The organism is Hydrogenophaga sp. (assembly GCF_011390835.1).
Classification (GTDB): Bacteria; Pseudomonadota; Gammaproteobacteria; order Burkholderiales; family Burkholderiaceae_C; genus Hydrogenophaga.
The window spans coordinates 51,970-78,725 of sequence record NZ_JAABRQ010000007.1 but is presented as its reverse complement, the minus strand read 5'-3'; the positions used below and the strand labels follow the sequence as shown (position 1 = coordinate 78,725).

Annotated in this window: 25 protein-coding genes; 19 read left to right on the top strand and 6 right to left on the bottom strand. The window is 65.0% G+C overall.

All coding sequences use genetic code 11. The features are described 5' to 3' along the window. The first annotated feature begins 44 nt into the window (after positions 1–44). Positions 45–296 (top strand): hypothetical protein, encoded by a 252-nt coding sequence (locus GPT34_RS06275; protein WP_291010446.1) that lies wholly within the window; start codon positions 45–47, stop codon positions 294–296. Between the two features lie 28 nt (positions 297–324). Then, positions 325–1,194 carry a PA4780 family RIO1-like protein kinase gene (locus GPT34_RS06270; protein ID WP_291010400.1) on the top strand — a complete coding sequence of 290 codons (870 nt, stop codon included), beginning with the start codon at positions 325–327 and terminating at the stop codon, positions 1,192–1,194. Positions 1,195–1,197: 3 nt separating this feature from the next. On the opposite strand, the gene xerD is transcribed toward GPT34_RS06270, so the two are convergent. Then, the gene (gene xerD / locus GPT34_RS06265) at positions 1,198–2,157 is read right to left on the bottom strand and encodes a site-specific tyrosine recombinase XerD (protein ID WP_291010399.1); all 960 of its coding nucleotides are present in this window, start codon (positions 2,155–2,157) and stop codon (positions 1,198–1,200) included. Positions 2,158–2,292: 135 nt separating this feature from the next. Here xerD and GPT34_RS06260 point away from each other — a divergent pair, with 135 nt between their 5' ends. The 4 genes from GPT34_RS06260 (at position 2,293) to GPT34_RS06245 (ending at position 6,766) form a co-directional block, all read left to right on the top strand. Beyond that, on the top strand, positions 2,293–3,252 hold the full coding sequence (locus GPT34_RS06260) for a TAXI family TRAP transporter solute-binding subunit (RefSeq protein WP_291010398.1): 960 nt from the start codon (positions 2,293–2,295) through the stop codon (positions 3,250–3,252). Positions 3,253–3,361: 109 nt separating this feature from the next. After that, entirely contained in the window at positions 3,362–5,383 is a 2,022-nt protein-coding gene (locus GPT34_RS06255) for a TRAP transporter permease (RefSeq protein ID WP_291010397.1), read from the top strand. 5 nt (positions 5,384–5,388) lie between these two features. Beyond that, positions 5,389–5,808 (top strand): DUF1850 domain-containing protein, encoded by a 420-nt coding sequence (locus tag GPT34_RS06250; RefSeq protein ID WP_291010396.1) that lies wholly within the window; start codon positions 5,389–5,391, stop codon positions 5,806–5,808. A gap of 49 nt (positions 5,809–5,857) precedes the next feature. After that, a complete protein-coding gene (locus GPT34_RS06245; protein WP_291010395.1) occupies positions 5,858–6,766 on the top strand; it encodes an AEC family transporter in 909 nt (302 codons plus the stop codon). Positions 6,767–6,778: 12 nt separating this feature from the next. Here the strand turns inward: GPT34_RS06245 and GPT34_RS06240 are convergent, their stop codons facing one another. Further along, positions 6,779–7,450: a GntR family transcriptional regulator gene (locus GPT34_RS06240; RefSeq protein WP_291010394.1), complete on the bottom strand. Its 672-nt coding sequence runs from the start codon at positions 7,448–7,450 to the stop codon at positions 6,779–6,781. Positions 7,451–7,601: 151 nt separating this feature from the next. Here GPT34_RS06240 and GPT34_RS06235 point away from each other — a divergent pair, with 151 nt between their 5' ends. Both GPT34_RS06235 and GPT34_RS06230 read left to right on the top strand, forming a co-directional pair. Then, positions 7,602–8,468 carry a fumarylacetoacetate hydrolase family protein gene (locus GPT34_RS06235; protein WP_291010393.1) on the top strand — a complete coding sequence of 289 codons (867 nt, stop codon included), beginning with the start codon at positions 7,602–7,604 and terminating at the stop codon, positions 8,466–8,468. A gap of 50 nt (positions 8,469–8,518) precedes the next feature. Next, positions 8,519–9,496 (top strand): tripartite tricarboxylate transporter substrate binding protein, encoded by a 978-nt coding sequence (locus GPT34_RS06230; RefSeq protein WP_291010392.1) that lies wholly within the window; start codon positions 8,519–8,521, stop codon positions 9,494–9,496. Positions 9,497–10,289: 793 nt separating this feature from the next. Here GPT34_RS06230 and GPT34_RS06220 read toward each other — a convergent pair. Then, positions 10,290–11,324 (bottom strand): mammalian cell entry protein, encoded by a 1,035-nt coding sequence (locus GPT34_RS06220; RefSeq protein WP_291010391.1) that lies wholly within the window; start codon positions 11,322–11,324, stop codon positions 10,290–10,292. Positions 11,325–11,329: 5 nt separating this feature from the next. After that, positions 11,330–12,136, bottom strand: a complete 807-nt coding sequence (locus tag GPT34_RS06215; RefSeq protein WP_291010390.1) for an ABC transporter permease — start codon at positions 12,134–12,136, stop codon at positions 11,330–11,332. Positions 12,137–12,264: 128 nt separating this feature from the next. On the opposite strand from GPT34_RS06215, the gene GPT34_RS06210 reads away from it, so the two are divergent. From GPT34_RS06210 to GPT34_RS06200, 3 genes are all read left to right on the top strand, one after another. Next, complete coding sequence (locus GPT34_RS06210) at positions 12,265–13,836, top strand: acyl-CoA synthetase (RefSeq protein WP_291010389.1); 1,572 nt, start codon at positions 12,265–12,267, stop codon at positions 13,834–13,836. A gap of 338 nt (positions 13,837–14,174) precedes the next feature. Then, complete coding sequence (locus tag GPT34_RS06205; RefSeq protein WP_291010388.1) at positions 14,175–14,489, top strand: BON domain-containing protein; 315 nt, start codon at positions 14,175–14,177, stop codon at positions 14,487–14,489. A gap of 273 nt (positions 14,490–14,762) precedes the next feature. Continuing rightward, positions 14,763–16,505 carry a DUF6600 domain-containing protein gene (locus GPT34_RS06200; protein ID WP_291010387.1) on the top strand — a complete coding sequence of 581 codons (1,743 nt, stop codon included), beginning with the start codon at positions 14,763–14,765 and terminating at the stop codon, positions 16,503–16,505. Positions 16,506–16,740: 235 nt separating this feature from the next. On the opposite strand, the gene queG is transcribed toward GPT34_RS06200, so the two are convergent. Beyond that, a complete protein-coding gene (queG, locus tag GPT34_RS06195) occupies positions 16,741–17,832 on the bottom strand; it encodes a tRNA epoxyqueuosine(34) reductase QueG (protein WP_291010386.1) in 1,092 nt (363 codons plus the stop codon). Between the two features lie 9 nt (positions 17,833–17,841). Here queG and tsaE point away from each other — a divergent pair, with 9 nt between their 5' ends. Together tsaE and GPT34_RS06185 are read left to right on the top strand one after the other, a co-directional pair. Next, positions 17,842–18,384 (top strand): tRNA (adenosine(37)-N6)-threonylcarbamoyltransferase complex ATPase subunit type 1 TsaE, encoded by a 543-nt coding sequence (gene tsaE / locus GPT34_RS06190; RefSeq protein ID WP_291010444.1) that lies wholly within the window; start codon positions 17,842–17,844, stop codon positions 18,382–18,384. Further along, the gene (locus GPT34_RS06185) at positions 18,381–19,835 is read left to right on the top strand and encodes an N-acetylmuramoyl-L-alanine amidase (protein WP_291010385.1); all 1,455 of its coding nucleotides are present in this window, start codon (positions 18,381–18,383) and stop codon (positions 19,833–19,835) included. The genes tsaE and GPT34_RS06185 overlap by 4 nt, the downstream gene beginning before the upstream one ends. A 49-nt stretch (positions 19,836–19,884) precedes the next feature. Here the strand turns inward: GPT34_RS06185 and GPT34_RS06180 are convergent, their stop codons facing one another. After that, positions 19,885–20,460, bottom strand: coding sequence for a YqaA family protein (locus tag GPT34_RS06180; RefSeq protein ID WP_291010384.1), 576 nt, complete (start codon positions 20,458–20,460; stop codon positions 19,885–19,887). Positions 20,461–20,599: 139 nt separating this feature from the next. Here GPT34_RS06180 and mutL point away from each other — a divergent pair, with 139 nt between their 5' ends. The 6 genes from mutL (at position 20,600) to GPT34_RS06150 (ending at position 26,756) form a co-directional block, all read left to right on the top strand. After that, positions 20,600–22,480: a DNA mismatch repair endonuclease MutL gene (mutL, locus tag GPT34_RS06175; protein WP_291010443.1), complete on the top strand. Its 1,881-nt coding sequence runs from the start codon at positions 20,600–20,602 to the stop codon at positions 22,478–22,480. Positions 22,481–22,556: 76 nt separating this feature from the next. Then, positions 22,557–23,414, top strand: coding sequence for an alpha/beta fold hydrolase (locus GPT34_RS06170; RefSeq protein WP_291010383.1), 858 nt, complete (start codon positions 22,557–22,559; stop codon positions 23,412–23,414). 43 nt (positions 23,415–23,457) lie between these two features. Then, on the top strand, positions 23,458–24,717 hold the full coding sequence (locus tag GPT34_RS06165; RefSeq protein WP_291010382.1) for a multidrug effflux MFS transporter: 1,260 nt from the start codon (positions 23,458–23,460) through the stop codon (positions 24,715–24,717). Positions 24,718–24,803: 86 nt separating this feature from the next. Continuing rightward, positions 24,804–25,784, top strand: a complete 981-nt coding sequence (miaA, locus tag GPT34_RS06160) for a tRNA (adenosine(37)-N6)-dimethylallyltransferase MiaA (protein ID WP_291010381.1) — start codon at positions 24,804–24,806, stop codon at positions 25,782–25,784. Then, positions 25,772–26,458: an ABC transporter ATP-binding protein gene (locus tag GPT34_RS06155; protein WP_291010380.1), complete on the top strand. Its 687-nt coding sequence runs from the start codon at positions 25,772–25,774 to the stop codon at positions 26,456–26,458. The genes miaA and GPT34_RS06155 overlap by 13 nt, the downstream gene beginning before the upstream one ends. 10 nt (positions 26,459–26,468) lie before the next feature. Then, entirely contained in the window at positions 26,469–26,756 is a 288-nt protein-coding gene (locus tag GPT34_RS06150) for a hypothetical protein (RefSeq protein WP_291010379.1), read from the top strand.

The window sequence follows — 26,756 nt, the reverse complement described above, 5'->3', positions numbered from 1 at the left end:
CCTACGCCCACCCGTCCCACCCCATTTCAATTTCCCGAATCCACATGGCCACCCACACACCCCCAAGCGACCCAGACCAGCCCGCGCCCCTGTGCGAAGCCTGCGCCGGCATCCAGCGAAACTGGCGCAAGGCGCCTGGCCACCCCGAACTGCGCCAGGGCCTGAACCGCAAGGAGCCGCGCCGCCATGGGCAGGTGACGATCACCGAGTACCAGTGCGAGCGCTGCGGCACGCACTGGGACAGCGAGAACGACAAAAACAACCTGAAGGCGGGCTGGTCGGTGGTGGCCCGATGAGCGGCGCTGACCCCGTCCGGTTGCCCGCATGAAGGCGCCCCCCCGCCTGCAGTCCCTGATCGAAGAGGGTCTGATCGACTCGGTGGTGCGCCAGCTCATGAGTGGCAAGGAAGCGATGGTCTATGTGGTTCGGTGCGGCGATGAAACGCGCTGCGCCAAGATCTACAAGGAGGCCAACAACCGCAGCTTTCGCCAGGCGGTTGACTACACCGAAAACCGCAAGGTGAAAAACTCCCGTCAGGCGCGCGCCATGGCCAAGGGCAGCAAGTTCGGCCGGCAGGCACAAGAGGCTGCTTGGCAAAGCGCCGAGGTGGATGCGCTGTATCGCCTGGCCGCCGCCGGCGTTCGCGTGCCGCAGCCGTACAACTTCTTTGACGGCGTGTTGCTGATGGAGCTGGTGACCGATGCCGATGGCGATGCCGCGCCGCGCCTCAACGATGTGGCCTTTACTCCCGAACAGGCCCTGGTTCACCACGCCACGCTGATCGGTGAGGTCGTGCGCATGCTCTGCGCGGGCGTGGTGCACGGCGACCTGTCCGAATTCAACATCCTGCTGGCCCACTCGGGCGAAGCCGATGGCGTGGACTTCCCGGTCATCATCGACCTGCCGCAGGCGGTGGACGCCGCCGGCAACAACCACGCCCAGCGCATGCTGATGCGCGACGTGGCCAACCTGCGCGACTTCTTTGGCCAGTTTGCACCCGCACTCAAGCGAACGGCCTACGGGCCTGAGATCTGGAGCCTGTACCAGGCGGGTCTGCTCGGGCTGGACTCGGTGCTGACCGGCCAATACACGCGGGCCCCAGGCGAAGTGGACCTGGCCAGCGTGATGCGGGAGATCGACGATGCGCGCGACGAAGATGCCGCGCGCCGCGAGCGCATGGCTGCCCCGCGCTGACCATCACCCCCGCGGGTGGTGCTGCGCCACGATGCTTTTCAGCCGCTCTCGCGCCACATGGGTGTAGATCGTGGTGGTAGAAATGTCGACGTGGCCCAGCAGCAGCTGCACCACGCGCAGGTCGGCTCCGTGGTTGAGCAAATGGGTCGCAAACGCATGGCGCAGTGTGTGGGGTGACAGCGCGACGGTGATGCCCGCCTGCTGCGCGTACTTCTTCACCAGGTTCCAGAACATCACGCGGCTCATGGCTTCACCAGCGCGCGTACCGCGCGAGGTAACAAACAGGTCTTCGCTCTGCTGACCGGCCAGTACCTCGCGCCGCCCCTCACCCAGCCAGATCTGCAGCCAATGTCCAGCCACCTGTCCAAACGGCACCAAACGCTCCTTGTTGCCCTTGCCGGTGATGCGCAACACCTGCTCGTTGTGGCCAACGTGGTAGGTCTTGAGCGTGACCAGCTCGCTCACCCTCAAGCCGCTTGCGTACATCAACTCCAGCATGGCGCGATCGCGCTGGCCCAGCGGCGTGCTGGTGTCGGGCGCGTTCAGCAGCGCCTCCACCTGTGCCTCGCTCAGCGTCTTGGGCACGCGCAGCGGCTGGCGCGCCGCGAGCAGTCGAAGCGTCGGGTCGGCGCTCACCAGGCGCTCGCGCAGCGCCCATCGATAGAAGCGCCTGAACACCGTGAGACGGCGGTTGGCCGTGGTGGCGCGGGTCTGGGCATGGCGCTCGGCGAAGTAGGCGTTGATGTCGGCCTCGGTGGCGTGCGCGATGGCGCGTCCGCGCGGCGCCAGCCATTGCCCCAACAGCGTGAGGTCACGCCGGTAGGCGTCCAGGGTGTTGCGTGACAGGCCTTCCTCCAGCCACAGCGCATCGACAAACGCCCCCGCGCTGGCCTCGCTTGCCAGGGCTTCCGGCGAACGTTCAACGGCAACTTCTGGATGGGTGGAATCGTGATGACGTGCCATGTTGACGAGGTCGTGGAGGGATGTGCGTCTCGGGGAAAACCCGACCCGGCCACTACGCGTTTCCCGGGGTAGTCGATGAAGGCAATTGGGGTATTCTGCCCGTCTGCTTCCCTTTCACCTTCAGGAGACATCTTCATGCGTTTGCTTCACAAAGTCGGTCTGGGGCTCAGCCTTGCAGCCGCCGTTGCCTCTGGCGCGGCAGTGGCCCAGCAGCAACAATTCATCAACGTGCTCACCGGCGGCCAGAGCGGCGTCTATTACCCCATGGGCGTGGCACTGTCGCAAATTTTTGCCAAAGACATCCCCAACGTGCGCGCCACCGCACAGGTGACCAAGGCTTCGGCCGAAAACCTCAACCTGTTGCAAGCTGGTCGGGGCGAGCTTGCTGTGGCCTTGGGCGATGCCGTCTCCAACGCCTGGAAGGGTGAGGCCGAAGCCGGTTTCCCCAAGAAGCTGGACAAGTTGCGCGGCCTCTCGGGCACCTACAACAACTACATCCAGATCGTCGCCAGCGAAGACTCCGGCATCAAGACACTGGCTGACCTCAAAGGCAAGCGCGTCTCCGTGGGCGCGGCCAAGTCGGGCACCGAGCTCAACGCGCGCGCCGTCTTCAAGGCCGCTGGTATGGCCTACAGCGACATGGCCAAGATCGAGTACCTGCCGTTTGGCGAATCGGTGGAGCTCATGAAGAACCGCCAGCTCGACGCCACCCTGCAGTCCGCCGGCCTTGGCGTGGCCTCGATCCGCGACCTGTCCACCGCGATCAAAATCGTGGTGGTTCCCGTGCCCGCCGACGTGGTGGCCAAGGTGGGTGATGCGGCCTACCAGCCAGCCATGATCCCGGCCAACACCTACACCGGCCAGACCGAAGCGATTCCGACCGCCGCCATCGCGAACTTCCTCGTGACCCACAGCGACGTGTCCGATGACATGGCCTACCGCATGGCCAAAGCCATGTACGACAACCTCGACACCCTGTACGCCGCACACAATGCAGCCAAGGTGATCAAGCGCGAGAACGCCATCAAGGGCATGCCGATCCCGCTGCACCCCGGTGCCGAGAAGTACTACAAGGAAGTGGGCCTGATCAAGTAAGCCTGGCCGGTGCGCTGGAGCCCTGCGGCTGCGCGCCCTTCCCGTCAGCGGCCCCACCCGGGGCCGTTGTCACGTGGGCTCCCCATCAGCCCCTTCCGGATATTTCCCCATGAACGAAGCCGATCAACCCCAAGCCAATGCCGTGCGCGGCGCCCTGTTCTGGGTCGCCATCGCTTTCTCCGCGTACCAGATCTGGATGGCTTCGTTCCATCCCCTGTCCAGCCAGGTGATCCGGTCTATCCACGTGGGCTTTGTGCTGCTGATGATCTTCAGCCTGTACCCGCCCATGGATGGCAAGAATGGGCTGTGGCGTGCGCTCGGCTGGGTGTTAGGCATCGCGGGCTTTCTCACCGGTCTGTACCAGTGGGTGTTCGAGGCCGACCTCACGCTGCGCGCGGGTGAACTGACCACCGCAGACTGGGTGGTGGGCGTGATCCTGATCGTGCTGGTGTTCGAGGCGGCGCGCCGCGTCATGGGCTGGGGCCTGCCGCTGATCTGCGCCATGTTCCTGGCGTATGCGCTGTTTGGTCAGCATCTGCCCGGCATGATGGCGCACCGGGGCTATGGTGTGGACCAGATCGTGAGCACGCTCAGCTTCGGCACCGAAGGCCTGTACGGCACACCCACCTATGTGTCGTCCACCTACATTTTCCTGTTCATCCTGTTCGGCGCCTTCCTCGAACAGGCCGGCATGATCAAGCTGTTCAACGACTTCGCCATGGGCACCGTGGGCCACACGCGCGGCGGCCCGGCCAAGGTGTCGGTGATCTCCTCGGGCCTCATGGGCACGATCAACGGATCGGGTGTGGCCAACGTGGTGACCACCGGCCAGTTCACAATTCCGCTCATGAAGCGCTTTGGCTACAGCCCGGCGTTTGCGGGTGGCGTGGAGGCCACCTCCAGCATGGGCGGCCAGATCATGCCACCGGTGATGGGGGCCGTGGCCTTCATCATGGCCGAGACCATCAACGTGCCCTACATCGACATCGTGCAGGCGGCGCTGATTCCCGCCATCCTGTACTTCGTCACCGCGTTCTGGATGGTGCACCTGGAGGCGGGCCGCAAAGGGCTGGTGGGCTTGCCCAAGGAAGAATGTCCCAACCCCTGGACCGCGGTGCGCGAGCGCTGGTACCTGCTGATTCCGCTGGCTGGTCTGGTGGCGCTGCTGTTCTCCGGCTTCACGCCGCTGTTTTCTGGCTCGGTGGGCCTGGCGCTGACGGTGATCCTGATCTTCGGTGCGGCCGTCATCGGAGGCGTTCAAGGTACGCCCTTGCGCGCGCTCTTCTGGGTGCTGCTGGGCCTGGCCTGCGCAGGTTTTCTGGAATTTGGCGTGATCGCCTTTTTTGTGGTGACGCTGGTGCTGGTGACACTGACCTACATCCGCAAGGTCGGTGGTGATGCGCGCGCATTGGCCGTCAAGGCGCTGGTGGATGGCGCGCGCCATGCACTGCCGGTGGCCATTGCCTGCGCGCTGGTCGGTGTCATCATCGGTGTGATCAACCTCACTGGCGTGGCGGCTGAGCTCGGCGGTCACATCATCGCCATCGGGCGCGAGAGCCTGTTCCTGGCGCTGCTGCTCACCATGCTGACCTGTCTGGTATTGGGCATGGGCATCCCCACCATTCCGAACTACATCATCACCAGCTCGCTGGCCGCGCCGGTGCTGCTGGAGCTGGGCGTGCCGCTCATCGTCTCGCACATGTTCGTGTTCTATTTCGGCATCATGGCCGACCTCACGCCGCCGGTGGCGCTGGCCTGTTTTGCCGCAGCGCCCATTGCGCGCGAGACCGGGCTGAAGATCAGCATGCAGGCCATCCGGGTGGCCATTGCCGGCTTCATCGTGCCTTTCATGGCGGTGTACGCGCCAGCGCTCATGCTGCAAGACGGTACCTGGGTGGACACCAGCTGGATCGTGTTCAAGGCCCTGGTGGCGATCGCCATGTGGGGCGCTGGCGCCATCGGCTACCTGTTTGGCCCGCTGAACTGGGCTGAACGCATCGTCGCTATTGGCTCGGCCAGCTTCCTCATCGTCGCCCTGCCGCTGACCGACGAGATCGGCCTGGGCGCGGTCGCCGTGTTCATTGGCTGGCATTTCTGGCGCACACGGGCGCAGCGCGCCGTGACCGCTTGAGCGCCATGGCGCTGCTGGGCGTGTGCTTGGCGATCGCCGCTGCAGGGCCGGCGACGGCGCCGGTTTTCGTACCCAGCGAGCGCTTCACCCTGGCCTGGACCCACTCGATCGAGAAGGTGCGCTGGGAAGAGGACTACGCGGTGGTGCCGGGCGCTCCACCCACGCTCAAGGCGCTGAGTGCCCGCATCCGCGGTTCGGCCGCCGGCATGGAGCCCCCCGCCGACGCGGTGCTGCGCAACGGCTGGTACGAATACACGCCCACCACCTGGTCACCGGACGGTCTGCGGCTCACCAGGTCCGCCTACACCGCGGACTACGACTGGTGCACCGCAGCGGGCTGCGTCCCGCTGGGCAGCCTGCTGCCATCAGACGGTGACATCACCCTGCTCACACCATGCGTGCAGACCGCTGCGCCGCTGCGCTGAGGCGACAGTGGCGCCGGATGGGCCGCCACCGATCAGGTAACCTCAATCGGTGAACTTTGCCCAGCTGCTTTTCCCCGATTTCTCGCTGATCCTGATCGGCTACCTGGTGTGCCGCTTCACGGCACTCAACCGCGGGGTCTGGAGTTCGATCGACAGCCTGGTCTACTACTTCCTGTTCCCTGTGCTGCTGTTTCAGGCCATCCTGAAAAGCCCTCTGGAGCTCGGCGCCACCTCCAGTCTAATCGGCGCGGCACTTTGTCTGGCTGCAGGCGGCATCGCTCTGTCGTACTCGCTGCCTCACTGGCCCTGGCTAGGCAAACGGTTCGACCTGCGCCTGCACGCCGCCAGCGCGCAAGTAGCGTTTCGCTTCAACTCCTTTATCGCGCTGGCGCTGGCGAGCAAAGTCGCCGGCCCAGAAGGCCTGCAACTCATTGCGGTGATCATTGGCGTCACTGTGCCTCTGTTGAACACGGCTGCCGTATGGCCCATGGCACGCCACGCGGAAAAGCACTTCGTCGGCGAGCTGCTGCGCAACCCGCTCATCATTGGCACCGCCTCTGGACTGCTGGCCAACCTGCTGGGTTTCAGCATCCCGCCCTGGCTGGACCCCACCGTGACCCGCATCGGCCAGGCCGCCCTGGCGCTGGGTCTGATGGCAGCCGGTGCCGGTATGCAGTTCAGCTCGCTGAAGGCTGCGAAGACGATGGGCTTGCTGATGCTGGGCATCAAGCACCTTGCCATGCCGCTCATGGCCTTCGGCTTCGCTTGGCTCTTTGGTCTCGATGCGGTGCAAACCACTGTGCTGCTGATGTTCTCTGCCGTGCCCACCGCCTCTACCTGCTACGTACTGGCCGCGCGCATGGGCTACAACGGCGCCTATGTGGCCGGACTCGTCACCCTGTCCACCATGCTCGGCATGCTGAGCCTGCCATTTGCGCTGGGGATTCTGCGCCAGTAGGCTTGTCCGGTATCAGCTGCCCAACAGGTTGCGCCGCACGTGCATGAGATGCGCCAGCGTCGTCTCTCGCGCACCAGCAGCATCACGGTCACACAGGGCGTGCACGATCGCGCGGTGCTCGGCCTGATAGGCCAGCCGACGCTCGGGCGTGAGGCTGCGCTTCTTGAGCTGGCCCCAGTCCCCTTGGGCACGCACCGCCTTCATCAGGTCAAACACCCGCGAGACGAAGCTGTTGTGCGCGGCATCTGCGATGGCCTGGTGCAGTTCTCCGTCCCAGTGCTCGAACGCCGCCAGCGAGGTGGCCGCCTCAGCCTCTTCGCAGCAGGCCAGCAGGCGATGGAAATCTGCGGCGTTGGCATTGCGCACCACCAGATCGATGATCGCCGGCTCCCAGGCCAGTCTGGCTTCCATCAATTCGGCAGGACTGGTGTGTTGCGAGGACTCGGGACTCCCGGGCAACACCTTGTCCATGCGCACCAGATCAGTCGCGAACGTACCACTGCCCACTGTCTGCGCTATCCAGCCCTGCTGCTTCAGGCCCAGCAAGGCCTTGCGCACCGTCGTGCGGCTCACGCCGAAGGACTCGGCCAGTTCGCGCTCGGTCGGCAGCCGTTCGCCTGAACGCCATCGGCCTCCACGCAGCTTTTCACGAAGAGACTCTTGCAAGGCGGTCGCGGCATCCATGGGCGGCAGTATACCAATTGATACCAATGTCGCCAGTCATTCCAGCCCAAGGGGAAACCCGCCTACAACTGTGTTCGCAAATGATTAGCATCGTGGCCTGGTATCTCTTGGTACCTATTGGTATCTTTTTCCACCCTTTACAGGAGCGCACGTGCGTTTTGCCACCTTTGTTCACCAGGGTCAGCGTCAAGTTGGCCTGGTGTCGCCAGACGGTCAAACCGTTACTCCCCTGGATCTTGCCGACGCCCAGCGCGGTGTGCTGCCATTGATCGAGGCGCATGCGGCGGGCGCGCCGTGGCCGGTCAGCACGCGGGCCGCGCTGCCGGTGAATTCGGTTCGACTGGAGGCGCCATTGCCGCTGCCCAGGCGCAATCTATGGTGTGTGGGCCGCAACTACCACGAGCATGCCAAGGAGCTCCAAGGCTCCGTCTTCAAGGGCAACAACGCCAACCCGGCTGCTTGGCCCATCGTGTTCACGAAGGTGCCCGAATGCGTGATCGCCAACGGGGATGAGGTCCGCCTCCCCGGTGAGGCAGTGTCAGTGCAGATCGACTACGAAGCAGAGCTCGCGGTGGTGATCGGCCAAGGTGGCAAGAACATCGGGCGCGAGTCTGCGATGGACCATGTCTTCGGCTACACCATCGTGAACGACGTCACCGCTCGCGACGTCCAGATGCGCCACCAGCAATGGGACATGGGCAAGAGTTTCGACACCTTCTGCCCGATGGGGCCCTGGATCGTGACCGCCGATGAACTCGATGGGCAGCACACCCGTGTGCGCTGCTGGGTCAACGGAGCCGCGCGGCAGGACGGGCGCACAGAAGACCTCATATTTGACATCCCAACGCTGATCGAAACCATCTCGCGTGGCATCACCCTCTACCCGGGCGATGTGATCGCCACCGGCACGCCAGCAGGTGTGGGCATGGGCTTGAACCCACCAAGCTTCCTGAAGTCAGGCGACGTGGTCCGCATCGAGATTGACGGTATCGGCACGCTCGAAAACCAGTTCGTCTGAAGCGCTTTTTCACCCCAATCACAGCTCATCACAACACCATGGAGACAAACATGCGAACACACTTGCGACAACTCTGCGCCCTCGCACTGGCACTGGGCGCCCTGGCAGGCACAGCCATGGCCCAGGACGCCTATCCCACCAAACCCGTGACCATGGTGATCCCGTTCCCACCCGGCGGCGTGGCCGACACAGTGGGCCGACCGGTGGCCGAAGCCATGGCCAGGCACCTCAACCAGCCGGTGGTGGTGGTCAATCGCGCCGGGGCCGGGGGTGCGATTGGCATGGGACAGGTGGCCAAGTCCAATGCCGACGGCTACAACATCCTGCTGGGTCTGTCTTCAGTGGTCGTGCTGCCAGAAGCCGATAGGTTACTGAACCGTCCGCCGCAGTTCGAGTTGTCGCAGCTCCAGCCCATTGCGCGCCTGACCGCTGACCCCACCGTGCTGGTGGTGCGCGCCGACAGCCCCTGGAAAACCTTTGCCGAATTCATTGCCTTCGCCAAGGCCAACCCTGGCAGCCTGACCTTCGGTTCCTCTGGCAACTACGGCACCATGCATGTCCCGATGGAGCAGCTCAAGGGCGCCACCGGTAGCTTTCTGCTGCATGTGCCCTACACCGGTGCGGGTCCGGCCATTCTCGGCCTGCTGGGCGGGCAGGTGGATGCACTTGCAAGCGGCCCGGCCAGCGTGGCAGGCCAGATCAAGGCAGGCAAGATGCGCGCACTGGCCCACTGGGGAGAGGGCCGGCTGGCCACGTTGCCCGATGTGCCCAGCTTGAGAGAACTCGGCGTGCCAATCAACTACTCCCAGTGGTCGGGTATCTTTGTGCCCGCGGGCACGCCGCCAGCCGTGATCACAAAGCTGCGCGAAGCGGCACGCATCGCCGCGCAAGATCCAAAAACCATCCAGGTCCTGACGGGCGCGGGCACTTCATTCCAGTTTCAGGACTTGCCTGAATTCGACAAATTTGTCCAGAACGACGCCAAGGCCATGCTGGAGACCCTGCAGAGGATCGGTAAGGTGAACTGATTGGGTCAGCGACTCCGGGGCGGCGCGATCAAATCGATGCGCCGTTGCAGAATCGCTGCCTCATTCGTCGCACCACCCGCCTGTGCTCGCTGTTGTTGAAGCTTGAGCCAGGCCAGCAAAGGCCGACGCCAGCCTTGTGCTGAGGCCACGTCCACAGCTTGGCTTATCACACCGGGGGTGGCCTGGCCGCGGCGAAGTAGCACCCCTGCAGCGACGAGGCTCGACAAGGGGTCTTGGATGCCCGCGAGTGCAGTCTCAGGAGCGGAAGAACCACCCGCCAGACCTCGATGGGCCTCAGGCAACAGAGCTGCATCAGTCGCCTGGGAAGCCCCCATCAAGTAGCGCGCATAGGCACGCTCTAGCGGGGTAGCATCCTGCGCGATTGCGTCATAGCCGGTACAGGGCGCAAAGTCCAGCGCCGCTACGTGTGTGGCGCACCGCAGCAACTCCAGCCTCGCAACCAGGTCGAGTCGGCCAGTGCTTGCCACTGCGGCGCGAGCCCGAGCGAACTCAACTGCCTCGATTGGGCTGTCGCCCCTGAGCCAGGCCTCAGTCGCGCGATCTGCGCTGCCCTTGGCGTTCATCTGCCAATCGGGTGGCGGTGGTGTGCTGGAGCAAGCTCCCATCGCCAACGCCAACACACCAACAGAACAACGGAGCGTCGTCACCATTTGAGGAAATCGGATTGATCGCGTCCGAGGTGACGGCGGCCCAGCATGCCGCGGAACCGGCTTCGCCAGGCCGCAGGCATCGCATCCTTGAGGGGGTAGCGACGAAATCTGCGCGGTGGTGGTCATGGAAGCCGAATCTCCGTGTCTCTCGCGAATGGCCATTTACGGTTGATCTCGTTCACCAGACCATCCACCTTGCGCAGGCTGGCCTCCACCTCGGCGCGCAACGCGGTCAGGTCCACTGTCGCCTCTCGGGTGTTGCTCGCGATGGCCTGCGCATCCACCAGCAACGCGTCCACCTTCTGCAGACTGCCGCGCGCTTCGCCCAGCAGGCCGTTGAGCTGCTGCACCGTGGCGCGCACATCGGTCACCAGACCGCCCTGTCCGGGCGCTGCGCCGGTGCCGAACACCTGGCGGTCGGCATTGGCCACCAGGGTGTCGAGCCGGGCGGTCAGGGTATCGGCACGGGCCAGCAGCGCATTGGCGCGATCCAGGGTGACAGCGACCTTCTTCGCGTCGTCTTCGTTGCCAAACAGCACACCCATGGCACCCTGCGGGCCGTTGAGCTTTTCGGTCACAGTCTGCACATTGACCAGACTTTGTGAAAGCGGCGCACCGGCCTTGGTGAGATCGTTCAAGTTGTCCAGCAGGTCGCGGATCGACGCGGTGAGCCTGGGAATTTCGGCCGAGGCATCACCGCGCAACACCTGACGCTCGGCACCGTCCGGCAGCGGCGGATCTTCGAGCACACCGCTGTAGGCGCGGATTCGCGTGCTGCCGACCAGACTGCGCTCCATGGTGAAGATGCTGGAGGTGCGCAGCCAGCGCGCGTCCTTTTCGGGCACATCGATCAAAATGCGCGCATTGCCATCGGGCCCGAGTTCAATTCGTGCCACCCGTCCGATGGCAAATCCGGCGAAGGTCATGTCCATGCCGACCACGACGCCTTCGGAGTCGTCGGAAATCAGCACCAGGCGCTGGGTACGCTCGAAGGCGCCACGAGCGTAAAGCACGTACAAGGCCGAACCCAGCACCATCACCAGCATGAGCAGCAGCAAGAGAGCGGCCTTGACCTCCAGATTTTTCACTGGCGGCTGCGGATCGGGTGGCAGTCCCGAGCCTGTCGAAGACGGCGGCAGTTCGCTGGTCGTGCTCATGGATGTCAATAGTAATTGCCGACCAGCGACACCACCTCGATCAGCAGCACCACGGAGAAAAGGCGCGCGAATTCCGAAATGTCACTGCGGCGGCTGTAGCGGCCCTGGCTATCGCGCTGGGCGCTGGCCGCAAGGGGCACCACCGCCACAGCCATGCTGAAGAAAAGGGTCTTGAGGGTGAAGATAAGCGTGACCGCTGGCGTGAAGACGCCGCCCACGCTTCGGGTGTATGCCGGCAGACCCCATGGCGAAAAGCCGTACACGGTGAGGTAGGTCAGCACCAGCGCCACCACGCAGCTCAGGGCCGCGAGCAGCAGCACGGAGAACACTGCGGCCAGGGAGCGCGGCAGCAACTCGCCGCGCAGCAAAGCCTGCTCGTTTACCTCGCCGCCGGCCCGGTGCTGGTCCGAGAGTTTCTTGCGAACGACCTGAGCACCGGGCATGGCGTAGCGCAAGGCCACGAACAGCGCCGCGTACAGCGGAATCAGCTCTAGTACCAGGGTGCGCACCAGCACTTCCAGCGCGTACTGCGTGAGCCCGTAGCTGTAGGCTGTGGCGACAACAATGCGGATCAGCACCACGCTGACCAGCGCCGACAGCACCAGGAACCAGGTCAGCAGCGGTGCGGTGGCCAGGTACAGATTGCGCAGCACTGCAGCGCGCCGTTCACCATGCCGATAGCTCGACGGCGACAGGGCGAGCACCACAATTTGCGCCCCGAGCAGCAGCACATGCCACCAGGCAAACCAGGCTGAACGCACCCGGGCACCCCACTGGCTCAGGGAGTTTTGTGCACTGGAGATAGGGTCCATGTGGCCATGATAGTCCCCCAGATATGGGTGGCATCTGTGCTGGTGAAAACACCCATGGAAACTGGGCGCAGATCGCGTTCAATCGATTCACTTTCGCACCTGTCGTAGCTCTGAAGCCGCCCTACCCCATGAGTCCAACAGAACGCAACAACGTCTCCCCGCTCGTACGCCGCCAAACCATTGCCGACGCCCTGCACCGAACGGCCCAGCGCCTGCCGGCCAAGACCGCCATCGTCTGTGGCAGCACCCGCTGGACCTACGCCGACTTCAACGCGCTGGTGACACGGCTCGCTGCGGGCTTGCAGCACATCGGCGTGGCCGAGGGCGAGAAGGTGGCGGTGCTGGCGCGCAACTCGCATGGCTTTGCGGCCTTACGTTTTGCGCTGGCGCGCTGTGGCGCGGTGCTGGTGCCGATCAATTTCATGTTGAAAGCCGACGAGGTCGCCTACATCCTGCGCCACGCTGGCGCCCGCACCCTCGCCACTGACAGCGGCCTGGCCGAGTTGGCGCGCGCCGCCGCAGCGCTGGATACGCAAGTCAAGCAATTCGTCTGGCTGCCCAGCGAAGACCCCGCCGAGCCGGTTGCCGGCATGCACCCCTTCGACGAACTCGCAGCCTGCAGCCACTCGCTGGCGCCGGTGGCGCTGCAAAGCCAGGATCTCGCGCAGATCGTCTACACCAGTGGCACCGAGGCCAGCCCGAAAGGCGCGATGCTCACGCACGACGCGGTGCTGTGGCAATACGTGAGCTGCGTGGTCAACGCCGAGATCGCCGAGGCCGATGTGGCGCTACACGCGTTGCCGCTGTACCACTGTGCGCAGCTTGACGTGTTCTTTGGCCCAGCGATCTACATCGGCAGCAGCAATGTGATCACCGCCAAGCCCACGCCAGAGAACCTGCTGCCGCTGCTGGAGCAGCACCGCATCACCAGCTTTTTTGCGCCGCCCACCGTGTGGATCGCGCTGCTGCGCTCTCCGCTGCTGGTCGCGGACAAGCTGAAACACCTGAGCAAAGGCTACTACGGCGCGTCCATCATGCCGGTGGAGGTACTCAAGGAGCTAGCAGAACGGCTGCCGGCGGTGCGTCTGTGGAACCTCTATGGTCAGACAGAAATCGCCCCGCTGGCCACCATGCTGGCGCCCAAAGACCAGCTACGCAAACCGGGCTCTTGCGGCAAAGCGGTGCTCAACGTGGAAACCCGGGTGGTGAACGACGCGATGCAGGACGTGGCGGTAAATGAGGTTGGTGAAATCGTGCACCGATCGCCGCACCTGATGCTGGGCTACTTCAACGATCCTGAGCGCACGGCGGCCGCGTTCGATGGCGACTGGTTCCACAGCGGCGATCTCGCGATGATCGACGACGAGGGCTACATCAGCGTGGTCGATCGCAAGAAAGACATGATCAAGACCGGCGGCGAAAACGTGGCCAGCCGCGAAGTGGAGGAGATGATTTACCGCCTGCCTGCGGTGAGCGAGGTGGCAGTGGTCGGCCTGCCCGACGCGAAGTGGGTCGAGGCGGTCACAGCGATCGTGGTACTCAAGACCGGCCACGCGCTGACCGAGGCCGAGGTGATGGCGCACTGCAGCGAGCACATGGCGCACTTCAAGACGCCCAAGCGTGTGGTGTTCACCGACGCGCTGCCCAAGAACCCCAGTGGCAAGCTGCTCAAGCGGGAATTGCGGCAGCGCTACGCTTGAGGAAGGCACCGGTCAGGGCTGACAGCCCAGGCAGGACGAAAACATAGGCCCATTTGGCATCGCACTAGCGCCTGCGCCCTGGACGCAGGAGCAGCTCACGCTCACATCCGTTGCATGCAGGGCGTAGCAGGAAAGCAGGCGCCAGGGCAACGGTTACGTTTGTCGAATACGGATGACTGCGAGCCGACCGCCGCGCGACGTTCCCGAGAAAAAGCATTGACAGATATCAACAGGACATCGTGCATTTGCCTGTAGGGTGAATATATGGGGCGGTTTGAATGCTCTTTCCTTGATCGCAGATCGCCCATCTGTCGGTTTACTTTTTAAGGAGTATGACCATGTTCATTCGCACTAGCCTTGCCGCTGCCGTTGCTGCCGTGGCTTTGCTCACTATTCCGGGTTGCGCTGTCGTGCGCGGTCAGGAAACCGTAGGCTCCTACGTAGACGATTCCGCCATCACCACTTCAGTGAAAGCCCGCCTGCTGAGAGATGAGCGTGTTGCCGGCACGTCGATCAGCGTCGAGACCTTGAACGGTACGGTGATGCTCTCGGGCTTCGCCAAGAACAAGCTTGAAAGAGACGCCGCCGAAAAGATCTCTCGGGAGGTCAACGGCGTGAAGGCCGTCAGGAACGAGATTGTCGTGCGCCCGTGAGCACAAACTTCGTTCTGCTGCCATGGCTGCCGGCGATGTTCTCCATCCCCTGCATCCTCTTCATCACAAGGAGCAGCCGATGCTTGAACCCATAAAGCAACCAGTCAACCTCCCCGTGTGGGTTGGCGTGGGCGGGATCATGGTTGGCGGCGCGCCGCCGCTTCTGGGCGACGAACAACATCAGATCTAGTCACCCTGCCCCATTTCATAGGAATCTCTATGCCTTGGCAAACGCTTCTGCACCGGCTCGTGGTCCTACTGGCCTCCCTCACCATGCTGGTGTTCAGCGGCTGGGCGAACGCCGATCCGCCATCACGCGTCGCGCGCGTAGGCTACGTGAGCGGAGCGGTCAGTTTTTCGCCAGCCGGCGAGTCTGCATGGATTCAGGCGTCGCTCAACCGGCCACTGACGATCGGCGACCGCCTGTGGACAGAGCCAGCGGCACGCATGGAAGTCCAGATCGGTGGCGCGGTTGTTCGCATGGGCGCCGGTACCAGCGTCTCCATTCTCAACCTCGACGACCAGATCGCCCAGTTTCAGCTGACGCAGGGCGTCTTGAATGTCCGAGTGCGTCGTCTTGAGCCCGGCCAGATGATCGAGGTCGACACGCCCAATCTCGCCCTGACGCTTCGGCAGCCTGGCGAGTTCCGGATTGAAGTGGACTCCTATCGTGATGCGACCGCCGTTTTCGTCCGCAGAGGCGAGGTAGAGGTATTTGGCGAGAGTGCAGCCTACACGCTCGATGAGCGGCAGGCGTATCGGTTTTCTGGCACAGGTCTGCGGGATGTGCAGGCCATCGCCGTCTCGGATGCAGACGCATTCGATCGCTGGGCCAGTGATCGCGATCGGGCGTTCGACATATCTGTCTCTGCCCGGTATGTGTCGCCCTACGTCATCGGCTACCAGGATCTGGACGCCTACGGCACTTGGCGCGTTGACGCAACCTACGGCCACATCTGGTTTCCGAATCAGGTGGTGGTCGGCTGGGCTCCCTACCGGGACGGGCACTGGGTGTGGATCGACCCCTGGGGCTGGACGTGGGTAGACGAAGCGCCCTGGGGCTTCGCCGTGACCCACTACGGGAGGTGGGCGCATCTTCGAGGGCGTTGGGGCTGGGTGCCGGGACCCATTCGCACCCGCGCCTACTACGCTCCTGCTTTGGTGGTGTTCGTGGGCGGTCCCAGCTTCCAGATCACGATTTCGAGTGGCTTCGTCGATGGCATCGCATGGTTTCCGCTGGCTCCGAGCGAGGTCTACCTGCCGGCGTATCCCGTGAGCCTTGACTATTTCTCGAACATCAACATCAGCAACACGGTCATCAACACCACCGTCATCAACACTTACTTCAACACCACCAGCGTCCCCAACCTCCCCTACATCAACCGGCAGATACCGGGTGCCGTCATCGCTGTTCCGAAGACCACTTTCTCTCAATCGCGGTCGGTGCGCAGAGACTCGCTGCCCGTGGCCACGGGTACGACCAACGGCGTACCGATGGTGATCGCGCCGCCGGTGATACCCACCGATCGAAGCGTGCGTGGCCCAGGCGACCAGCGCAGCCAACCCCCGTCCCATGTGTTTGAGCGGCCTGTCGTCGCTCGCACGGCTCCACCCGCAGCGCATCCAGGCGTGGCCGCGCAGCAACCTCAACTGGAAAGGAAGCCGGGCAAGCCACTGGACGCCGATACACGGCGGGAACTGAAACCCGTTGTGCCAGTGCCTGCGCCAGCCGTCCGAGTGGTCCCTCACACGAGGGAAGCAGCCCAGCCGCTGCCGGGTCTGCCACCAGCGACAAGGGAACAAGGATCGCCGCGGACCAGGGGTGAGGTGAATACACCCCAGCTGCGGCCGCAACCGCAACCTGCACCCCGGGCGGTGCAGCCCCCGAAAAAGGATGGACCCTCTCCAGCCACGAGTCAGCCTAGCCAGAAGAAGCGCGCCCTCACTAAGGAAGAGCTTGAAGAAGAGGCACGCAAGCGGGCTCTTGAAGAAGAGCGGCGCAAGCGAGGACAGTAGGCCATTGCGCGTCCAGCGGGTTGGAAGACGCGCACTCCAATTCACATCATCTGTTTCGTCGACTGCCGAAACAATGGCCAGTCGCATCGTGGCACATTCTGGATAGTAGGCAGTGTGCAGACCGGCCCTCGCTGAGCACCAGACCTTCGGCGGTGAGCCTGGCACTCAAGGTCTTTCGTCGGGGGATACCGTTGCCGCAGGGCAAATTCGTCGTTTCTGTCACAGTAGTTCCGATTCAGGCGCCCTGCTTAAGCGCCCAAGCTACGTGCTCACGCACCAGTGCACTGGGGTGGTGCTCCCGACTGGAAAGCGCCGAATGCAAAACCTGACGATCTTGCTGCTCTGTCAACACCCGCGCTGCATTCCCGAGGGCGACAGCCAAGTTCCGCAGCCAACGTTCGTGCCCGATCCGCCGGATCGGGCTGCCTTCGGTGCGCCGCAGAAATTCGTCTTCGCTCCAGGCAAACAGCTCGACCAGCGACGTGCCGCTCAGGCCCGCGCGCTCGTCGAAATCGGGCAGCGGGCTGCGCTGGGCGTATTTGTTCCAGGGGCAGACCAGCTGGCAGTCGTCGCAGCCATAGATGCGGTTGCCCATCAAGGGCCGCAAGTCTTCAGGGATCGGCCCTGCGTGCTCGATGGTGAGGTAAGAGATGCAGCGGCGCGCATCCAACCGCTGTGGCGCGACAATAGCTTGTGTGGGGCAGACGGTCATGCAGGCGCTGCAGGCCCCGCAGTGCTCGGAGACGGGTTCGCTCGGCGGCAACGCCAGGTCAACGCAGATCTCGCCCAGAAAAAACATCGATCCGCCTTCGCGGTTGAGCACCAGCGTGTGCTTGCCACGCCAGCCCTGGCCACTGCGCACACCGAGCTCGGCCTCGAGCACCGGCGCCGAGTCGGTGAACACACGGTGGCCGAAAGGCCCGACCGCCTCAGCGATGCGGTCGGCGAGTTGTTGCAGGCGGTTGCGCAAGACCTTGTGGTAGTCACGGCCTCGTGCATACAGGGACACCACCGCCTCGCTTGGTCGATCCAGGCGCGCCAGTTCGGTGCGCTGCCAGCCGTCGGGCGTGGCCCTCGGCAGGTAGTCCATGCGCGCAGTGATCACGCTCAGCGTGCCTGGCACCAGCTCGGCCGGGCGTGCGCGGATCATGCCGTGACGGGCCATGTAATCCATCTGACCGTGACATCCTTGCGACAACCAGGCCCTAAGACCCGGTTCCGCAGACGCGAGATCGACCCCGGCCACCGCAATTTGCGAAAATGCAAGCTCTTGGGCCCAAGCCTCTATCTTCGAGACAAGTTGCGCAGCATCGAAACCAGACGTCATAAGTCAGCCATTGTAGAAACGCCACCCGTGGTGGCGTGGACCACTCAATGGGCGAACGAAGCCGACACGCAAACCTTTGCGCGCCGGCTCGCTGAATGCCCCGCGATCGTGAACAGCAGCCTCTCGCTGCAAGGCGACCTCGGCGCTGGCAAGACCACGCTGGTGCGCCACATATTGCGCGCGCTTGGGGTACAGGGCCGTATCAAGAGCCCAACCTACGCGGTGGTCGAGCCCCACACAGTCGATGTCTGCGAGCACCTGCCCCACCGCGCGCCCCTGTCGGTCTGGCACTTCGACTTCTACCGCTTCAACGATCCGCGGGAATGGGAAGACGCTGGCTTTCGCGAACTTTTCGCCAGCCCTGGTCTCAAGCTGGTGGAGTGGCCCGATCGCGCCGCTGGCTACCTGCCGCCCATGGACGCCCACATTCATCTACAAGCCGCACCCATGAACGACGCTTTCCCGGCCGATGATGCCGACACGCCACGCCAGGTGACCGTGACCCCGCTGAGCCCAACTGGCGAGCAACTGCTCGCCGCCCTGCAGACATGAACCGACTGCCTGCCGCCCTCAACCGCCGCTCGCTGTTGCGCGTAGGGTCTCTGGTGCTGCTGCTCGGCACCCAACAGATTGCGCGAGGCGCCAGCGTGGTGGCGGTGCGGCTGTGGCCGGCGCAGGACTACACGCGGGTGACCATTGAGTCCGACGGTGAACTCAAGGTGCGCGAGATCGTTGACACCGACCCGAGACGCCTGCAGGTCGAGATCGAAGGCCTCGACCTGGTCGCGGGGCTGCGCGAGCTGGTCGGTCAGTTGCGCAGCAGCGATCCCAATATTTCGAGTATCCGCGTGGTGCCTTCCATCCCCAACCGGGTGTGGCTCGATCTGGCGCTCAAGCAAGCGGTCAAGCCCCAGGTATTCAATCTGGTGCCGGTGGCGGCCTACCAGCACCGGCTGGTGCTGGACATCTTCCCCTTCAACCCACCCGACCCGCTTGAGCAGTTGATCGCGCAGCGGGTGCGCGAGCTTGACGCAGCCAGCGAGCGCGCGGCGCGCCTGCTGGGCGGAGAGACAGATGCGCTGGGCAGCGCCCCGATCAACGATCCGCTAGGCGAACTGATCGCCAAACGCGTCTCGCCCCAACGCTTGCCTGGCCCCACCGCGGCCGCGAGCACACCATCCACCCCACCAGGCACCGACCGTGCCGGCGTGGGCGCCACCGTGAGCGCCAATCCTTCTTCACCACCCGCGCCCCGAGTGGCCAGCAAGCAGCGGCCCACCGACCGTCTCATCATCGTCGCGCTCGACCCGGGCCATGGTGGTGAAGATCCAGGGGCCATCGGTCCCGGCGGCACGCAAGAGAAAGACGTCGTGCTGCAGGTCGCACACCGGCTGCGCGACCGCATCAACGCCACCAAGGTGAACGGCAGCCCCATGCGCGCCTTCCTCACGCGCGACGCAGACTTCTTTGTGCCACTCAACGTGCGCGTGCAAAAGGCCCAGCGCGTGAGCGCCGACCTCTTCATCAGCATCCACGCTGACGCCTTCTACACCCCCAAGCCGCAAGGAGCGAGCGTGTTCGCGCTGAGCACCAAGGGTGCGAGCAGCGCGGCGGCGCGCTGGATGGCCAACAAAGAAAATTCGGCCGACCTGGTCGGTGGCATCAACGTCAAGAGCAAGGACGCTACCGTTCAGCGCGCCATGCTCGACATGAGCACCACTGCACAGATCAAGGACAGCCTGAAGTTGGGCAGCGCCATGCTGGGCGAGGTGGGCCGCGTCGGCAAGCTGCACAAGCCACGGGTCGAGCAGGCTGGCTTTGCGGTGCTCAAGGCGCCGGACATTCCCAGCGTGCTGGTCGAGACCGCCTTCATCAGCAACCCGGAAGAAGAAGTGCGGCTCAAGAGCGAGGCCTACCAGAACAGCCTGGCCGATGCTCTGCTCAAGGGCATCGTCAAATACTTCTCGCAAAACCCGCCGCTGGCGCGCAGCCGCCAAGTTTGATCTCCCCCGCGCCGACTTCGGCGTCGCCTTCGCTGCGCAGAATTAAGTGTTAGCGCAACACCATATAGGCCATGCCCAACAGCACCACGGCGCCCCAGCCCATCCACTCCATGAACGGGCGAATGCGCGGTTCCATCGCGGGGCCAAAACGGGCCATGAGCCAGCTCACCAGAAAGAAGCGCCCGCCCCGCCCCACGATGGACGCTGCCACAAACGGGATCACGGCCATGCCCATTCCACCCGCTGCCAGGGTGAATACCTTGTAGGGGATGGGTGAAAAACCGGCGATGAACACCGCGGCAAAGCCCCAGCGGTCAAACCAGCTCTGCGCGGTGGCCAGCTTGCCTGTCCAGCCCATTTGTGCCACCCAGGGCATCAACGCCTCCAGCGCCCAGGCGCCGAGGATGTAGCCCAGCACACCGCCCAGCACCGACGTGAGCGTCGTGAGCAAAGCCAGCTGCCACCAGCGATTCGGGCGCGCCAAGCACATGGGCATGAGCATCACGTCGGGCGGGATGGGAAAAAAGGACGACTCAGCAAAACTGAGCCCGCCCAGGAACCACGGTGCTCTGGGGTGGCGGCTCCAAGTGATGACGCGGTCGTACAGCGGTTCAAACAGTTTCAAGGGGAACTCGTGGGTCAGTGGATCGCAGGCTGTAAGCCTGGTGCGCCCGGCGACAAAGCCTGAGCAGGGTGGTCGCGATTATCCATTTTCGACCCCTGAGGTCAGCGACGCCTAGAATTTCGTGGTGAACGACCAGCCCATGCACTCCCCTCGCCGCCCCATCCGCGAACTGCCCGACGAGCTGATCAGCCAGATTGCCGCCGGCGAGGTGGTCGAGCGGCCAGCCTCCGTGGTGCGCGAGCTGGTCGACAACGCGCTGGACGCAGGCGCCAGCCAGATCACGGTGCGGCTGCAAGCCGGCGGTGTGCGCCTGATCAGCGTGGAAGACAACGGCAGCGGCATTCTCAGAGGCGAGCTGCCCACAGCGCTCAAACGCCACGCCACCAGCAAGATCGCCAGCCTGTCCGATCTGGAGTCGGTGCACACCATGGGCTTTCGCGGCGAAGCGCTGGCCGCCATCTGCTCGATCGCCGAGTTGTCGCTGCTGACCCGGGTGGAGGGCGCGGGCGAGGCGCACGGCTGGTTGCTTGATGGCCGCAGCGGCGAACTGCAACCCGCCGCCCGTGCGGTGGGCACCACGGTTGAGGTGCGCGAACTCTTTTTTGCCACGCCCGCACGGCGCAAATTCCTCAAGACCGACGCCACCGAGCTCGCCCACTGCATCGAAGCGGTGCGGCGCCATGCGCTGGCGCGGCCCGACGTGGGTTTTGCTATCTGGCATGACGGCAAGCTGGCCGCGCAGTGGCGCGCGGCTGCGGGCCAGGGCCTGGACGCCCTGCGCCAGCGGCTCACCGATGTGCTCGGGGCAGACTTCATCGAGCAGGCGGTCTCAGTGAAATGGCCACCCGAGAAGGAGCACGACGACGGTGGCGACACGCTGCGCCAGCCCTTGCGCGTATGGGGCTTTGCAGGCGTACCGGACGCGGCCCGTTCGCGCGCCGACTGGCAATTCGCCTATGTCAATGGCCGCTATGTGCGCGACAAGACCATCACGCACGCAGCGCGCAGCGCCTACGAAGACGTGCTGCACGGCCACCGGCAGCCGGTCTACGCGCTGTTTGTCACGCTCGATCCGGCCCGGGTCGATGTCAACGTGCACCCGACCAAGATCGAGGTGCGCTTTCGCGACGGTCGCGAGGTGCACCAGGGTGTGCGCCACGCGGTCGAGTCGGCGCTGGCGGTGCCACGCTCCACCGCGCCAAGCCAGACCCCTGATGCGTCGCTCATCGAGACGGCACCGGGTACCTCAGCCACCGAAACCTCTGCTGCCTGGGCTGGTCAACAGACGCCGCTGGCCTGGCAGCGCCCTGACGTGGTGGGCCACCGGGTCAGCGACATCGAGGCGTTGTGGTCGAGCAGCTCACCGATGACAGCGGGGGTCCAGATGCCGAGCCCGCTAGCAAACGCGGCGCCACCCGCGCCCATGCCGGCCGGCGACTGGCCGCTGGGCCGGGCTATCGCGCAACTGCAGGGGGTGTACATCCTGGCCGAAAACACGCAGGGCCTGGTGGTGGTCGACATGCACGCCGCCCACGAGCGCATCGTCTACGAGCGGCTCAAGCAACAGCTCGATGCCCATCAGATCACCAGCCAGCCGCTGCTGATTCCTGCCACTTTCGCTGCCACGCCAGCCGAGGTCGCCACGGCCGAAGACGCGAGTGATGTGCTGGCCCAGCTCGGACTGGAAATCACCCCGTTTTCCCCCAAGACGCTGGCGGTACGGGCCGTACCCAGCACCCTGGCCCAGGGCGATCCGGTGGAGCTGGCGCGCAGCGTGCTGGCCGAGCTGTCGCAACACGACGCGAGCCGCGTGATCGAGCGGGCACAGAACGAGCTGCTGGCCACCATGGCTTGCCACGGCGCGGTGCGCGCCAACCGGCGCCTGACGCTGGACGAGATGAACGCACTGCTGCGCCAGATGGAAGTGACCGAACGCTCCGACCAGTGCAACCACGGCCGGCCGACCTGGCGGCAGATGGGCATGAAGGAACTCGACGCGCTGTTCCTCCGCGGCCGCTAGGGCCGACCCACTGCGCCCGGGGGTCACCGGCGGTGATGCGGGAAACTTTCGTCAGCTGGGCGCATCATTCATCGCCATGAAGCGAACCTTTTGGAAATTGTTGCTGCTGGGCGTGCTGAGCGTCGGGGTGCTGGCCGGCTGCGCCACGCTGGACGAGCGGCAGCGCGAATGGATCTTCCAGCCGTCGGACCGCAGCTGGTGGCGCGGCGAAGAAGCCGCCACCGGCATGAGCGAGGTCTGGATCGACTTTCAGTCGCGCGAAACGGGCAAACCAGCTCAGCTGCACGGTCTGTGGCTGGCGCAGACCGATTTCGACGCCCGCGCCGATGCACCGGTGCTGCTTTATCTGCACGGCGCGCGTTACAACGTGGTCGGCTCGGCGTTTCGGGCCCGGCGCATGCACGAGCTGGGCTTCTCGGTACTGGCCATCGACTACCGCGGCTTTGGCAAGAGCACCGCGCAGCTGCCCTCGGAAACCCTGGCCTACGAAGACGCCCGCGCAGCCTGGGACTGGCTGGGGCAGCAGTACCCGGGCCGACCGCGCTACATCTTCGGCCACTCGCTGGGTGGCGCGATTGCGGTCGAGCTGGCCTCGCAGGTGAGCGACGAGGCGGGCACCTTGGTCGAAGGCACCTTCACCTCCATCCCCGATGTGGTCAGCACCTTCAAATGGGGCTGGCTGCCGATCTCGCCGCTGATCACCCAGCGCTTCGACGCAGCCAAGCGCGTCGCCCACATCGGCGCGCCGCTGCTGGTGGTGCACGGCGCGCAGGACCGGCTCATCAGCCCCGAGCTCGGGCGCCGGCTGTTCGACGCCGCCACCGGCAGAAAGGCGTTTGTGCTGGTGGAAAACGGGTCCCACCACAACACCAACTCGGTGGGCCAACCGCAGTACCGCGTGGCGCTGGCGGAGTTGTTCGGTCTCACCCCCTGATTCGGGAAGGGCGGCCCAGGGCCGCTCTGCTACCCTCGTGCGGATGTCCGCCTCCCGCTCCGCCATGTCGCCCGCGCTCATCGTGCTGGTGCTCTCCCTGCTGCTGGGCCTGCAGCCCATCACCACCGACCTCTACCTGCCCGCGCTGCCCGCGCTCACCAGCGGTTTTGGGGCCACCATGCCCCAAGCCCAGCTCACGCTCACCGGCCTGCTGCTGGCGTTCGGTGCATCCCAGATGGTGTGGGGCCCTCTGGCCGACCGCTTCGGACGCCGACCCATTCTGCTCATTGGTACAGCGATCTACGTGGCGGCGGCCGTCGGCAGCGCCTTGGCGGCCAGCATGGAGCTGCTGATCGGCTGGCGGATCGCGCAGGGCGCTGCCATGGGCGCGGCCGTGATGTGCGCCAGGGCCATCGTGCGCGATCTGTATGAACCAGCAGATGGCGCCCGGGTGATGTCCAAGGGCCTCACGGGCTTGGGTGTGATCGCCTGCGCCAGCGCGCCGCTCGGCGGTCTGCTGAGCGACCTGTTCGACTGGCGCGCGGCCTTGTCCGTGCTGGCCATGTTTGGTGCTGTCACGCTGGCGCTGATCGTCTGGCGATTTGACGAAACCCTGGCCAGAGAAAACCGGCAACCGCTGCGCCCCGTTGCCCTGGTGCGCGCCTGGGCCAGCATCCTCCGCCACCCGACCTTCTGGGCCTACGCCCTGCTCGCCACCACGTCTTACGGGGGTTTGTTCACCTTTCTGGCCGCCTCGTCCTTCGTGTTCATCCAGGTGCTGGGCGTGTCCAAAACGGGCTACGGCCTGTTGATGTTTTCGATGGCGCTGAGCTACATCATCGGGACCTTCGTGTGCCGGCGCCTGCTGCCGCGCTTTGGCGTGCAGCGCACGGTGGCGATCGCCGGCGCCTGCACACTGGTGGCGGGCACCACGATGGGCGCGCTGGCGCTACTGGGCGTCCAGAGCGTGTGGGCCATCATGTTGCCGTTTTACCTGTTCATGTTGGGTCACGGCGTGCACCAGCCCTGTGGCCAGAGCGGTGCCGTTGGCCCGTTCCCGAAGTCGGCCGGTGCCGCCTCGGCCCTGAGTGGCTTCTTCATGATGATCGCGGCCTTTGTCATGGGTGGCTGGCTGGGCACCAGCCTGGCGGGTATCGCAGCCGGCAGCGGCTCGGTGCTTCCGCTCACCAACGGCATCTGGTTCTGGAGCGTGCTGATCGCCGCCACGGCGTGGACGCTGGTGCAGCGGTATGGAGATTCCCAGGCGGCGCCGCAAAGGGTGGTCGAGCCATCCACCCCATGACAGCGCACGACATGCCCCCTTCAGAGGTATTGGGGAACCCATTTGGCCAGGCCCCGGATTCGGCCCCGTTGAGAGGATCGCCCTCCATGCGGCCGGGGTGCATCGCCATCGCCGGGCCCACCGCCAGCGGCAAGACAGCTGCCGCGCTGGCGATCGCACAGCGTTGGCCGATGGAGATCGTGAGCGTGGACTCGGCGCTCATCTACCGCGGCATGGACATCGGTACCGCCAAGCCCAGCGAGGCCGAGCGCGCGCAAGTGCCGCACCACCTGATCGACATCCGCGAGCCGCTGAACGCTTACAGCGCCGCCGAATTTGCGAATGACGCCCGTCGCCTGATCGATGAGATCCAGGCGCGCGGGCGCACCGCCTTGCTGGTCGGCGGCACCATGCTGTATTTCAAGGCGTTGATGCAGGGGCTCGACGCCATGCCCCCGGCCGATGCGTTGGTGCGCGAGGCCATCGCCGCCCGCGCCCAGGCGCAAGGCTGGCCCGCGCTGCACGCCGAGCTGCAGCGCGTAGACCCGGTGAGCGCGGCACGTTTGTTTCCCAATGACGCGCAGCGCATCCAGCGTGCGCTCGAGGTGTTTGCGGTGGCTGGGCGTCCGCTATCCAGTTTTCATGGCGCGGCGGCGCCCACCAGCAGCCCGCTGGCCCCCAACGCCCAGCTGTCGCTGGAGCCAACCGACCGGGCCTGGCTGCACCAGCGCATTGCCGAGCGTTTTGACGCCATGCTGGCTCAGGGCTTCGTTGACGAAGTGCGCGGTCTGCGCGCGCGAGGCGACCTGCACGCCGACCTGCCCGCGATGCGCTGTGTCGGCTACCGTCAGGTCTGGGAACTGCTCGACGAAACCCAGGACGCGCCCACGCCGTCCCAGCTGGCGACCTTGCGCGACCGCGGCATTTTCGCTACCCGCCAGCTCGCCAAACGCCAGCTCACCTGGCTGCGCTCCATGCCAGCGCGAGCGGTGGTTGCTGCTGATGCACCAGACGCGCTGGATCAGGTGCTGCGCTGGGCCGGCAATCAGCTGGAAGTCGGACAAGGGGTGAGCGCATGGGCCTCGTGATCGAGCAACTCGGCAAACACTATGGCGACACGCCAGTGTTTAGCCAGGTGAACCTGACGGTGGCGCCCGGCGAGTTCATCGCCATCGTGGGTGAATCGGGAGTGGGCAAGTCCAGCCTGCTCAACTGCATGGCCGCACTGGACGACTGGCAAACCGGCCGCATCGTGCACGATGGCCTGGACCTCGGCCAGCTCAGCGAAGTGCAGCGCGCGCACTGGCGGCGCGAAAAACTGGGCTTCGTGTTTCAGGCCTTCCACGTTCTCCCGCATCTGGACGTGGCGCAAAACGTCGGCCTTCCCTTGCTGTTGCTGCGGCGGCCCGATGTGGCGCGCGTGGCGCAGATGCTGGCCGCCGTGGGCCTGGGCGATCTCGGCCACCGGCTGCCCGCCGAGCTCTCTGGTGGCCAGCTGCAGCGCGTGGCCATCGCCCGCGCGCTGGTGCACCGCCCCAGCCTGCTGCTGGCCGACGAACCCACCGGCAACCTGGATCCGCGCACCGCGGCCCAGGTGATGCAGGTGCTGCAAGACCAGGCGGACGAGAGCGGCGCGTCGCTGGTGCTGGTGACGCACTCCGAAGCCGCAGCGGCGCGCGCCCAGCGCGTGCTGCACCTCACCGCGCAGGGTTTGCAAGCCGATGCACCGGCGCCGATTCAGGACGATTTATCCGCGCCCTAGCACTTGTGCTGTGTGGAGGACCCGACCTCAGGCCGCCAGGACGGCACCGGTCCAGGTGGCCGACACGGTGAGTGCGGGCGACTGCTTTCTGACTGGCCTGCTGGTGGCCTTGCTCAGCCGGCCGAGTTTCCAGTCCGCGAACCGGGTGGACGAACTGGCGCTGAACGAGCAGGATGTGCAAAAGGTGCCCTGCCACCCAGTGGCCAGCACCAGTTTGTGTGTGTGGCAGACCGGCCCCAGCCTGGCGACCGTCGACCCTGGACTGGCGGCGTCGCGACCCGCGTTTCGGGAGGTTTGA

What these genes read in the sequence shown, in the direction of transcription:
- GPT34_RS06270 (WP_291010400.1), top strand. Translation starts at nt 325, where the DNA reads ATGAAGGCGCCCCCCCGCCTGCAGTCCCTGATCGAAGAGGGTCTGATC.
- GPT34_RS06220 (WP_291010391.1), bottom strand. Translation starts at nt 11,324, where the DNA reads ATGAGCACGACCAGCGAACTGCCGCCGTCTTCGACAGGCTCGGGACTG.
- queG (WP_291010386.1), bottom strand. Translation starts at nt 17,832, where the DNA reads ATGACGTCTGGTTTCGATGCTGCGCAACTTGTCTCGAAGATAGAGGCT.
- GPT34_RS06200 (WP_291010387.1), top strand. Translation starts at nt 14,763, where the DNA reads ATGCTGGTGTTCAGCGGCTGGGCGAACGCCGATCCGCCATCACGCGTC.
- GPT34_RS06210 (WP_291010389.1), top strand. Translation starts at nt 12,265, where the DNA reads ATGAGTCCAACAGAACGCAACAACGTCTCCCCGCTCGTACGCCGCCAA.
- GPT34_RS06215 (WP_291010390.1), bottom strand. Translation starts at nt 12,136, where the DNA reads ATGGACCCTATCTCCAGTGCACAAAACTCCCTGAGCCAGTGGGGTGCC.
- GPT34_RS06240 (WP_291010394.1), bottom strand. Translation starts at nt 7,450, where the DNA reads ATGGATGCCGCGACCGCCTTGCAAGAGTCTCTTCGTGAAAAGCTGCGT.
- miaA (WP_291010381.1), top strand. Translation starts at nt 24,804, where the DNA reads ATGCGGCCGGGGTGCATCGCCATCGCCGGGCCCACCGCCAGCGGCAAG.
- GPT34_RS06230 (WP_291010392.1), top strand. Translation starts at nt 8,519, where the DNA reads ATGCGAACACACTTGCGACAACTCTGCGCCCTCGCACTGGCACTGGGC.
- GPT34_RS06165 (WP_291010382.1), top strand. Translation starts at nt 23,458, where the DNA reads ATGTCCGCCTCCCGCTCCGCCATGTCGCCCGCGCTCATCGTGCTGGTG.
- GPT34_RS06275 (WP_291010446.1), top strand. Translation starts at nt 45, where the DNA reads ATGGCCACCCACACACCCCCAAGCGACCCAGACCAGCCCGCGCCCCTG.
- GPT34_RS06250 (WP_291010396.1), top strand. Translation starts at nt 5,389, where the DNA reads ATGGCGCTGCTGGGCGTGTGCTTGGCGATCGCCGCTGCAGGGCCGGCG.
- GPT34_RS06205 (WP_291010388.1), top strand. Translation starts at nt 14,175, where the DNA reads ATGTTCATTCGCACTAGCCTTGCCGCTGCCGTTGCTGCCGTGGCTTTG.
- GPT34_RS06170 (WP_291010383.1), top strand. Translation starts at nt 22,557, where the DNA reads ATGAAGCGAACCTTTTGGAAATTGTTGCTGCTGGGCGTGCTGAGCGTC.
- GPT34_RS06155 (WP_291010380.1), top strand. Translation starts at nt 25,772, where the DNA reads ATGGGCCTCGTGATCGAGCAACTCGGCAAACACTATGGCGACACGCCA.
- GPT34_RS06255 (WP_291010397.1), top strand. Translation starts at nt 3,362, where the DNA reads ATGAACGAAGCCGATCAACCCCAAGCCAATGCCGTGCGCGGCGCCCTG.
- xerD (WP_291010399.1), bottom strand. Translation starts at nt 2,157, where the DNA reads ATGGCACGTCATCACGATTCCACCCATCCAGAAGTTGCCGTTGAACGT.
- mutL (WP_291010443.1), top strand. Translation starts at nt 20,600, where the DNA reads ATGCACTCCCCTCGCCGCCCCATCCGCGAACTGCCCGACGAGCTGATC.
- GPT34_RS06260 (WP_291010398.1), top strand. Translation starts at nt 2,293, where the DNA reads ATGCGTTTGCTTCACAAAGTCGGTCTGGGGCTCAGCCTTGCAGCCGCC.
- GPT34_RS06185 (WP_291010385.1), top strand. Translation starts at nt 18,381, where the DNA reads ATGAACCGACTGCCTGCCGCCCTCAACCGCCGCTCGCTGTTGCGCGTA.